The following is a 9,910-nucleotide window of genomic DNA, read 5'->3' on the forward strand; positions in this document are numbered from 1 at the left end:
GTGCGCGATGGCATTGCGGAGAGAACCTGCGACGCGTCTGTGGCTCCTCCTGACGGAGGGTCTCTTCTTGTGAATGTCGGGAGTGTCGGCCAGCCGAGGGACGGGGACCCTCGAGCCTCCTATGCTCTCTTCGACTCAAGGGCCCGGACAGAGTCCTTCCGGCGTGTGGAGTACGACCACGCGTCCGCCGCGAGGGACATTCTGGCGGCGGGACTTCCGCACAGGCTGGCGGACCGACTCGAGAGCGGACGGTGAGTCCGCATCGGAATATCCTCCTGGTCAACTGGAACGACCGCACGAACCCGTTCGCCGGGGGAGCGGAAGTCCACCTCCACGAGACCTTTGCGCGGCTGGCCGCGCGCGGCCATCGCGTGATGGTTCTCTGCTCGGGATATGCCGGAGCTCCCGCCCGGGAAGTGCTCGATGGCATGGAGATTCTGCGTGTAAGTGGGCGCTACGGATTCAACTTTGCCGTTCCTGCGGCACTCCGTCGTCTTCGACGGGAGTTCGCGCCCTCGATCGTGGTGGAGGCGCTGAACAAGATTCCGCTCTGTACGCCGGTGTTTGCCGGGGCGCCGGTACTGGGGATCGGGCACCATCTCTTCGGCGGGACGATCTTCCGCGAGATTCCGCCCCCTTTGTCGCTCTATGTGTTTGCGTCAGAGATGGCCCTGCCGTGGATCTATCGAAGAACGATGATGGAAGTCATTTCGGAGAGCACACGAGAGGACTTCATCCTCCGGGGGCTGGCACCGGATCGGGTCCGGGTGGTTCATGTGGGAGTGGATCGATCCCTTTACCGGCCGCCCGACGCGGAGCAGAACGGCAAGCCCTTCCTGCTGGCGATGGGGCGTGTTCGCCGGTACAAGCGGCTGGATCTGGTCATCGATGCGGTGGATGCTCTCGCTCGATCCGGGCAGGCGGACCTCACCTTGACGATTGCGGGCGGGGGAAACTACCTTGACTCCCTGCGTCGGCATGCTCGGAGGACCGGTGCCGACGCCCGGGTCCGTTTTCTGGGGTCGGTCTCCGAAGAGGAGAAGATCCGGCTCTACCAGGAGGCGGTCGCGCTGGTGATGACATCACCGAAGGAGGGTTGGGGGCTGACCTGTCTGGAGGCACAGGCGTGTGGAACGCCCGTGATCGCCAGCAACTCACCGGGTCTGCGGGAGGCGGTGCGGGACGGAGAGTCCGGCATCCTGGTTCCGCACGGAGATCGGGCAGCGCTGGAAGCGGCCATGAGCCGGATGCTCGGAGAAGAAGAACTGAGACGAAGACTCGCCGAGGGGGCGCTCCGGTTTGCGGACACCTTCTCCTGGGACAGGACCGCAGATTCGACTATGGAAATGATCGAAGAAGCCATCGCAGAGTGGGAGGCTCCATGCGTGCACTGATCACGGGAATCACCGGACAGGATGGTTCCTATCTCGCCGAGTTCCTTTTGGAAAAGGGATACGAGGTCGCCGGTGTGGTCCGGCGGTCCAGCACGGAGAAGATGGATCGGATCGATGGGATTCGGGATCGCATCGAGGTCATTCAGGCGGACCTGTTGGACCAGACTTCGCTGATCGATGCGCTGGACGGATTCCGTCCGGCAGAAGTGTACAATCTTGCCGCGCAGTCCTTCGTTCCGACATCGTGGCAACAGCCTGTGTTGACGGGGGAGTTCACGGCGATGGGTGTCACGCGGATGCTGGAAGCCGTGCGAAAAGTGGATCCGTCGATTCGTTTTTACCAGGCGTCGTCCAGCGAGATGTTCGGCAAGGTCCGCGAGACGCCACAGACCGAGGACACTCCGTTCTATCCGCGAAGCCCCTACGGCGTCGCGAAGGTGTACGGCCACTGGATTACCGTGAACTATCGGGAGAGCTATGGGCTTCACGCTTCTTCCGGGATTCTCTTCAACCATGAGTCCCCTCGCCGCGGGACGGAGTTCGTCACTCGGAAGATCACGCGTGCGGTGGCGCGGATCCACGCGGGTTTGCAGGACAAGCTCTCGCTCGGGAATCTGGACGCGAAGCGGGACTGGGGCTACGCGGGCGACTATGTGCGGGCCATGTGGGGGATGCTCCAACTGGATGAGCCGGAGGACTTCGTGATCGCTTCCGGAGAGACGCATTCCGTGCGTGAGTTTGCCAGTGCGGCCTTTGCGCATGTGGGGCTGGACTATGAGGACTTCGTCGTGGTGGACCCGTCGCTGGTTCGGCCGGCGGAAGTGGCGCTGTTGATCGGGGATCCGGCGAAGGCGGAGAAGGCACTCGGCTGGAAGCCGGAGGTCACCTTCCCGGAACTCATCGGAATGATGGTGGATGCCGATGCCGCCCTCCTCGGAGAGGACGCATGCGCGTCCTGATCCTCGGGGCCACCGGCTTCGTCGGGCGGCATCTCCTCACGGAGTGCGCCTCTCACGGGGATGCCCTCGGGGGCACATTCTGCCCCGGGGAGCCGATTCCCGCGCGGGAAGGCGTGTCGTGGCACCTGATGGATCTTCTGGATTCGGACTCCATTCGGGATGCGCTTTCGGCATTCCGACCGGAGGGTATTGTGCATCTTGCGGGCCAGGCGAATGTGGCACTTGCGGCGAAGGACCCGGTCGGCAGCTTTCGTGTGAATGCGGAAGGGACGGTGCGCGTTCTGGAAGGAGTGCGGGAGGTCTGCCCCGGGGTTCGCGTCGTGGCGGTCACATCCGCCGAAGTCTACGGTGAGGTTCCGGCAGCGGATCTTCCCGTGACGGAAGCCCGTCCACCGGTTCCGCGCAGCGCGTACGGCCTGTCGAAGGCGGCGGCGGATCTTGCGGCAGCGCAGGCCGCAGCGGGGTGGGGGCTGGATGTCGTGCGGATGCGTCCGTTCAATCATGTGGGGCCGGGGCAGCGAAGGGGATTCGTCGCGCCGGACTTCGCGTCTCAGGTAGCTGGAATCGAACGGGCCGAGGCGCCCCCTGTGCTTCGCGTCGGGAACCTCTCCGCGCGACGGGACTTTACAGATGTGCGAGACATCGTGAAGGCTTACAGGGTTGCACTGGAGCGCGGTGCATCGGGGAGCGTGTACAACCTGTGTTCGGGGAGGTCGGTGCCCGTGGAACAGATCGTTCAGCTATTGATGGAGGCGGCGAGCGTGCCGATTACCATGGAGACGGATCCGGCGCGGTTCCGCCCGGTGGATGTTCCGGAGTTTCTTGGCGATCCGACCCGCGCGCGGGATGATCTGAGCTGGGAGGCCGTCATTCCTCTGGAGCAGAGCATCTCGGATGTGCTGGAGGAGTGGCGTGCGCTTCCGTCAGGGGCTTCGGACTCGGAGGCCGGATCATGACCGGCCACCCTCTCCCTCCATCTTCTTCGACGCCCGGTGTCCTCTCCCGGGGAGCAGATGTGCCGAACCGGGTTCTCGCGCTTCTGGTGGGCGTCTTCACGCTGGTTCTCTATCGGATTACGCTGTCTCCGGATGTCTCCTTCTGGGATGCAGGGGAGTTCATCGCCACCTCCGTGACGATGGGAATCCCGCATCCGCCCGGGACACCGCTTTATGTTCTCCTGGGCCGGGTCTTCACCCTCTTTTTCCATGATCTTCTCGGGATTGCGTCCCCTGCTGTTGCAGTGAACCTGCTCTCCGCGCTGCCCGGGGCCATCGCCGCATCATTCCTGTACCTGTGTGTCGTGCGTATCGGGAAGAAGATGTGGAACGACGGAGACCAGTCGTCGGTGTGCCCTCCCGCCATGCTGGCCGGCGTGACGGCCGCGCTCTTCGCGTCCTTCGCGAACACGCTGTGGATCAACTCCATTGAAGCGGAGGTGTACTCGGTCAGCATGATGTGGACGATCTTCACCACATGGATCGTTCTCCTGTGGGCGGATTCAGACCCTCGGGATGAACGACTTCTTGTCGTGATCGCCTACCTTCTGGCGCTGAACATCGGCGTGCATCTCGCCACATTCCTCGTCGCGCTGGCAGTGCTGCCGTTCGCCTTCCTCTATGAGCGGCGCCTGGCCATTCCCGTGAGCTTCGCATTGGTGCTCTGCATGGCGCAGGATCTCTGGTTCTTCCTGGTGGTCGTGGCGCTGATGCTCCTGCCCACGCTCCAGCACGGCCTTCTCCCGCGCGAGTACCAGAAGCGCAATCGGGTCATTCTGATGGCGGCGCATGTCGTGGCCGTGCTCCTCGCCCTGTATGGCGCCTTCATGATGGAGGCTTCGACCTTCCGTTCGGCCGTGGTTTTTGGCGGACCGATTCTGGCGTTCCTCGTCCCCTGGATTGCAATCAAGCCGCCGACCGGCATCCGGAATCCCGCGACCGATCTCGGGTTTCTCCTGGCGCTGACCACCTTCCTCGGATTCTCGGTGCACCTGTATCTGCCCATCCGCTCCGCACTGGATCCCGTGATCAACGAAGCACAACCGGACACATGGAACGCCTTCTGGGACATGATCCTGCGGGCTCAGTACAAGCCGCGCAGTATTTTCGACCGGCAGGCGGACTTCCTCTTTCAGACGGACCACATGTTCTGGCGGTACTTTCGGCAGCAATGGGGAACGAACGCGTCCGGGTTCCTGCTGCCTCTTCTGGGGATCCCCGGGGCCATTGCGCACTTTCGCAGAGAGCGGCGGAGCTTTGTGCTGATTGGACTGCTGTTCCTGTGGACCTCCTTCATGCTCATTCTCAAGATGAACTTCACGGACCACGAAGTCCGCGAGAGAGATTACTTCTTTGCTCCCGGGTTCTTCTACTACGCGCCGTGGATGGGGCTGGGGCTTGCGTGGCTCGCGCGCCAGGTGGTGGCAGGCGTGTCCGGCAGAGGTGCGCGGCGGGCGGTGGCCGTCCTGACCGGTGTCCTGTGCCTGACGATCGCCGCCGTCCCGATTCAGGATCACTGGGAGACGCACGACCGCCGCGGGAACTTTGTCGCGCGGGACTACGCCTACAACATGCTCGTCGGGCTGGAAGAGAACGCGATCATCTTCACGAACGGGGACAACGATACCTTCCCGCTCTGGTACATTCAGGGCGTCGAGGGTTTCCGCACGGATGTGCGTCTGGTGAACCTGAGCCTGCTGAACACGCCGTGGTACGGGCAGCAGCTTCGCGATGAAGAACCGCGCGTGCCCATGTCCTACACCGTGGAAGAGCTCTGGAAACTCCGGCCATTCATGGATCAGGAGTCGCGCAAGGTTTATCTGGTGAAGGATCAGGTCGCCATGAACATCATCAACGAGAATGTGGCTCGCGGCATGGAGGTGCCCGTCTACTTCGCGGTGACGGTGGATGACCTGCTCGGGCTGGAGCCTTATCTGGAGTTGGAAGGACTGGCGTTCAAGTTCCATCTGGATTCCTCGGAACTGAAAGATGTGAACCTGGAGATCTGCCGGAACAACCTGGAGGAGAAGTATCTCTACCGGGGACTGCTTGATGAAGAAGGCTACCTGGATGACTCGGTCTTCCGAAACTCAAACGAGAGCAAGCTGGTGACCAACTACGCCGCCGCATGGGCGAGGATGGGGTTGCTCATGCGTGAGGAGGGGGACATGGACGAAGCCCTGGCGTGCATGGAACGCGCGACACGGATCGCTCCCGACTATGCTCCGATCTCTGGCGGGTACAGCGGGTTGCTCATCGAGGCGGGCCGCTACGAAGAAGCTCGTTCGCGTTTCCTGGATCGGCTGGAAGCATCGCCCGGGGATCTCAAGGTGGTCATGGCGCTGGCGTTCATCGAGGCCATGCAGGACCACTGGGCCCAAGCCCGGTCCTGGTATGAGGAAGCGCAGATGCTGGCACCTTCGGATCCGGAAGTTCTCTCCGGACTCTACAGTGCTTACATGAATCTGGACTTGCTTCCGGAAGCGGAGAATGTGCTCGCGCGTTGGCTGGATGATCATCCGGACGACGAAAGTGTGCGAAGCAAGCTGATGGATCTTCGCGTTCAGATCAAGGCGGGCATTCCGCCTCGCGACTCCAGCTGAGGCAGGGGGAACGGGAGCATGGCCAGGAAGTCCCTTGTTACCGGAGCGGCCGGGTTCATCGGGTCGCAGCTTGTGGAAGCGCTTCTGGATCGCGGCGATGATGTCATCGGGATCGACTCCTTCACGGACTACTACCCGCGGGCCGCGAAGGACGGAAATGTCGCGCGGGCGCTTGCGTCCGACCGGTTCCGGCTGGTCGAAGAGGATCTGAACGAAACGGATCTGTCGACGGTCATCGCCGACCGGGATGTGGTCTACCATCTCGCTGCGCAGGCGGGTGTCCGTGCCAGTTGGGGAACGGAGTTTGACACTTACCTCTTCAGCAATGTCCGCGCGACCCAGCGGATTCTGGAAACGGTCAAGGAGCATTCGGGTGTGCGCGTGGTGTATGCGTCCTCTTCGTCGGTCTACGGCGATACCCGGCAGCTTCCGCTCTCCGAGGATGCCCCGACCGCGCCGAACTCCCCTTACGGGGCTACCAAGCTTGCGGGGGAGCATCTGTGTCAGCTCTACCACGCCAACTACGGAGTGGATGTTCTCTCGCTCCGGTACTTCACGGTGTACGGCCCGCGCCAGCGCCCCGACATGGCGTTCCACCGTTTCATCCGAGCGATCATGGAGGACCGTCCGCTGGACATCTATGGCGATGGATCCCAGAGTCGGGACTGCACATTCGTGGGGGACATCGTCCAGGCCACCCTGCTCGCCGGGGAAGCAGACCCTTCTTCGCGAGTCTTCAACATTGGGGGGGGAGCGCGTCGCTCGCTCCTTCAGAACCTGGAACTCCTTCAGGAGCTGCTCGGCCGGAAGGCGCAGGTGCGGCATACCCCACGGGCACGCGGAGATGTCTCCGACACGCACGCCGATATTTCGCGCGCCTGTCGGGAACTCGGCTATGAGCCAAAGGTTCCGCTGGAAGACGGTCTCCGGCAGGAGATCGAATGGCTCTGCGGAGCGGTTGCGGATCAAGGCTAGCAGGCACTTCTCACCCGGTCCGGCGGGGGTCTCGTGAAGGTCTTCATCGTCAATCCTGCCTACGGGAAGGGCTTCGTCAAGACGGCGCGCTGGTTCGCGCGGTCGCGGGGAAGAGTCCGCCGACATCCGGACTACCTCTGTCGCGCGACCGCCGTTCTGGAGGAAGCCGGGAATGAGTGCGTGTTTCTCGACGCATCGGCGAAGGACCTTCCGCGGGTCGAGGTAGAGGAACAGGTGCGCGCATTCCAACCGGATGCGATCGTCGTGTACGCCACCACCCCTTCGATCGAGAGCGATCTGGAACACGCCCGGGTTCTTCGGGACGCGTCCGGCGGTGGGCGGGTGCTCCTGGTTGGCTCGCACGGGTCTGCGGAGCCGGAGGACACGCTGCGCCGCGGAAAGGGATCGGTAGACGCGGTCGTTCGCCGGGAGTTCGACTACACGCTGCGCGAATACGCGTCCACCGGTGTTCTGGAAGGAGTGGACGGACTCTCCTATCTCGACGGGGATACGGTTGTGCACAACCCCGACCGCGCGCTGATCGAAGACTTGGACGCGCTTCCGTTTCCTGCATGGAATCATATCGACATTCACGACTACCCGGACGCAGGCAAGCTGTTTCCATTCATCACGCTGATCGGCGGACGGGGCTGCCCCGCAAAGTGCACCTTCTGCCAGCTCCCGCAGGTGATGTACGGGCATCGCTATCGCACGCGCTCCCCGGAACGAGTGCTGGCGGAGATCGAGTACGATCTGGAGCTGTTCCCCGATCTTCGAGAAGTCATGTTCGAAGACGATACGCTGACTCTTTCCACCCACTTGGATCGGCTCCGGGAGATCTGCCAGGGGCTCATCGACCGGGGACTTCACCGGCGAATCTCGTGGAGCGCGAACGCCCGGCCTGATCTGACCGACCGCGACACGCTCCGCCTCATGAAGGAGTCCGGAGCACGGATGTTCTGCGTCGGCTTTGAGTTCGGGAACGACGAGATGCTCCGTCGGATCCGCAAAGGCATCGGCACGGACAAGATGCGGGAGTTCGCCCGCGCGACCGCGGAAGCGGGGATTCGCGTTCATGGGTGCTTCATGATCGGAGGGCCGGGGGAGACTCGAGAGACCGCCATGCAAACGATCGGGCTTGCGCGGGAACTGGACATCGACACCTGTCAGTTCACGGGAGTGGCCGCGTATCCCGGAACGGCCTACTACGACTGGGCGAAAGAGAACGGCTATGTCGTGGCGGAGGACTGGACGGACTGGGTGGATGAGGACCTGGAACAACGCGGAGTGGTGGACATCCCGGGGTTGTCGCTGCGCGAGATTGACGAACTCGTGGATGAAGGGCTGCGGAGCTTCTACATGCGGCCGGGGCAGGTTCGGACAATCCTCCGGAATATTCGCTCCGTGTCGGATGTGAAGACAAAGCTCCACGGGTTGCGGAGTTTCCTGACCTACTTTGCCGGGCGTCGCCGGGGCGGTGGGCGATCATGAAGGTTCACTTTGTCGATACGCCGCCTTCGGTGGACTGGACGCCGGAGTCCCACATCACGAAAGGCGGGCGTCGATTCCCGGCGCTGTCGGTCACGGGTGAGATCACCTACTCGTATCTGAATCTCCAGGCCGCCGCCGTTCTCCGTGAGGCAGGGCACGAGGTTTCCTGCCTGGACTGCCAGGCCGAGGGCGTCACGCTTTCGGAGGCCGTGGATCAGATCCGCGCGTCGGGGCCGGATCTCGTGGTGATCTATGTGGAGCAGATCAAGATCGAGGCGGATCGTGCATTCGTCGCTGCGGTAACGAGAGATACCGGGATCCGTGTGGGGTTTGTCGGGCCGTTTGTCACCCCGATGGCGCGTGCGGTGCTGGAGGAGTGTCCCGGAGTGGGTTTCGCACTGAGGGGGGAGTATGACGAGTCGCTGGCGGAAGTGGTGGAGGGACTGGCGCGCGGAGACGACTCGTGGCGGACCGTGGAGGGGATCTCCTGTCGCGAGGAGGACGGGTCCATCGTTGAAGTCGGCGATTACCGGCATGTCGCGGATCTGGACGCGCTTCCGTTCCCCGCATACGACCTGGTGGATCTGGGCCGGTATACGGAGAGCGTCTTCAGGAGCCACCCTGCCGCGACCATGATCACATCGCGGGGGTGCCCGTACCAGTGTGTGTACTGCTGGTTCCCCCAGACGATCTATGGCCACCGCTGGCGGTCGCTCTCCCCGGAGCGAGTGGTTGCGGAGATGGAGCATCTGGTGCGGGAGTTTGGCGTGCGGGAGATTCGTCTGGACGATGACATCTTCGAACTCAACCGGAAGCGCGTGCTGGAGATCTGCCGCCTCCTGAAGGAGAAGGACCTGGGAGTGACCTGGTCTCCCCAGTGCCGCCCGGATCGCGTGGATCCGGAGCTGCTGGCCGAGATGAAGGCCGCCGGCTGTTCGCGGATTCTCTACGGCTGCGAAAGCGCAAGCCAGGAGATCCTGGACAAGATGCTCAAGAATGCTCGCGTGGAGGATATCGAAAAGGCCACGCGCTGGACGAAGGACGCGGGAATCGATGTGCACAACTGCTTCATCATCGGCTTCCCGTGGGACACCGAGGATACCGTTCGATCCACCATCCAGTATGCCTACTCGCTGAATGCGGAGTTCTGCCAGTTCGGTATTGCCACCCCGTTGCCCGGGACGGCGCTTCTGAAGATCGTCGAGGAAGAAGGGACGCTGGTGTCGGACGGTGACTGGTCCCGACACGATGGATTCTCCCGCTCCGCAGTCAGCTTCAAGCAACTCCCGCGTGAGAGGATTGAGGAACTTGCGCGGGAGTCTTACCGCCGGTACTACCTCCGCCCACGCTATGCACTCATGATGGCCCGGCGTGCTCTGCGCTCACGAGACGACTTCCTCCAGACCATACGGCTGGCGCGGGCATTTCTTCGCCGGAAGGCGCTGGGCTGGCTCTAGGGTTCGGGGTGGGGGGGGGGGGGTGTGGGGGGGGGT

At 62.9% G+C, this 9,910-nt stretch carries 8 protein-coding genes; all 8 read left to right on the top strand.

Annotated elements, in window-relative coordinates; translation table 11 throughout:
- A partial coding sequence (locus QF819_10925) for a hypothetical protein (protein ID MDP6803662.1) occupies nucleotides 1–255 on the top strand: 255 nt, incomplete at its 5' end.
- A complete protein-coding gene (locus tag QF819_10930) occupies nucleotides 252–1,394 on the top strand; it encodes a glycosyltransferase family 4 protein (protein ID MDP6803663.1) in 1,143 nt (380 codons plus the stop codon). The genes QF819_10925 and QF819_10930, both read left to right, overlap by 4 nt.
- The gene (gene gmd, locus QF819_10935) at nucleotides 1,382–2,353 is read left to right on the top strand and encodes a GDP-mannose 4,6-dehydratase (protein ID MDP6803664.1); all 972 of its coding nucleotides are present in this window, start codon (nucleotides 1,382–1,384) and stop codon (nucleotides 2,351–2,353) included. Before QF819_10930 ends, gmd begins: the two co-directional genes overlap by 13 nt.
- Complete coding sequence (locus QF819_10940; protein MDP6803665.1) at nucleotides 2,341–3,309, top strand: GDP-mannose 4,6-dehydratase; 969 nt, start codon at nucleotides 2,341–2,343, stop codon at nucleotides 3,307–3,309. The genes gmd and QF819_10940 overlap by 13 nt, the downstream gene beginning before the upstream one ends.
- A complete protein-coding gene (locus tag QF819_10945) occupies nucleotides 3,306–5,951 on the top strand; it encodes a DUF2723 domain-containing protein (GenBank protein ID MDP6803666.1) in 2,646 nt (881 codons plus the stop codon). The genes QF819_10940 and QF819_10945 overlap by 4 nt, the downstream gene beginning before the upstream one ends.
- A gap of 18 nt (nucleotides 5,952–5,969) precedes the next feature.
- On the top strand, nucleotides 5,970–6,926 hold the full coding sequence (locus QF819_10950; protein MDP6803667.1) for an NAD-dependent epimerase/dehydratase family protein: 957 nt from the start codon (nucleotides 5,970–5,972) through the stop codon (nucleotides 6,924–6,926).
- A 33-nt stretch (nucleotides 6,927–6,959) separates the two neighbouring features.
- A complete protein-coding gene (locus tag QF819_10955) occupies nucleotides 6,960–8,417 on the top strand; it encodes a radical SAM protein (protein ID MDP6803668.1) in 1,458 nt (485 codons plus the stop codon).
- Nucleotides 8,414–9,874: a radical SAM protein gene (locus tag QF819_10960; GenBank protein MDP6803669.1), complete on the top strand. Its 1,461-nt coding sequence runs from the start codon at nucleotides 8,414–8,416 to the stop codon at nucleotides 9,872–9,874. The genes QF819_10955 and QF819_10960 overlap by 4 nt, the downstream gene beginning before the upstream one ends.
- Nucleotides 9,875–9,910: the final 36 nt, after the last annotated feature.

The organism is Gemmatimonadota bacterium (assembly GCA_030747075.1).
Taxonomy (GTDB): Bacteria; ARS69; ARS69; order ARS69; family ARS69; genus ARS69.

Bases quoted from the DNA above. Each gene is read 5' to 3' on its own strand.
- QF819_10945 (MDP6803666.1), top strand. From the start codon at position 3,306: ATGACCGGCCACCCTCTCCCTCCATCTTCTTCGACGCCCGGTGTCCTC.
- gmd (MDP6803664.1), top strand. From the start codon at position 1,382: ATGCGTGCACTGATCACGGGAATCACCGGACAGGATGGTTCCTATCTC.
- QF819_10950 (MDP6803667.1), top strand. From the start codon at position 5,970: ATGGCCAGGAAGTCCCTTGTTACCGGAGCGGCCGGGTTCATCGGGTCG.
- QF819_10940 (MDP6803665.1), top strand. From the start codon at position 2,341: ATGCGCGTCCTGATCCTCGGGGCCACCGGCTTCGTCGGGCGGCATCTC.
- QF819_10960 (MDP6803669.1), top strand. From the start codon at position 8,414: ATGAAGGTTCACTTTGTCGATACGCCGCCTTCGGTGGACTGGACGCCG.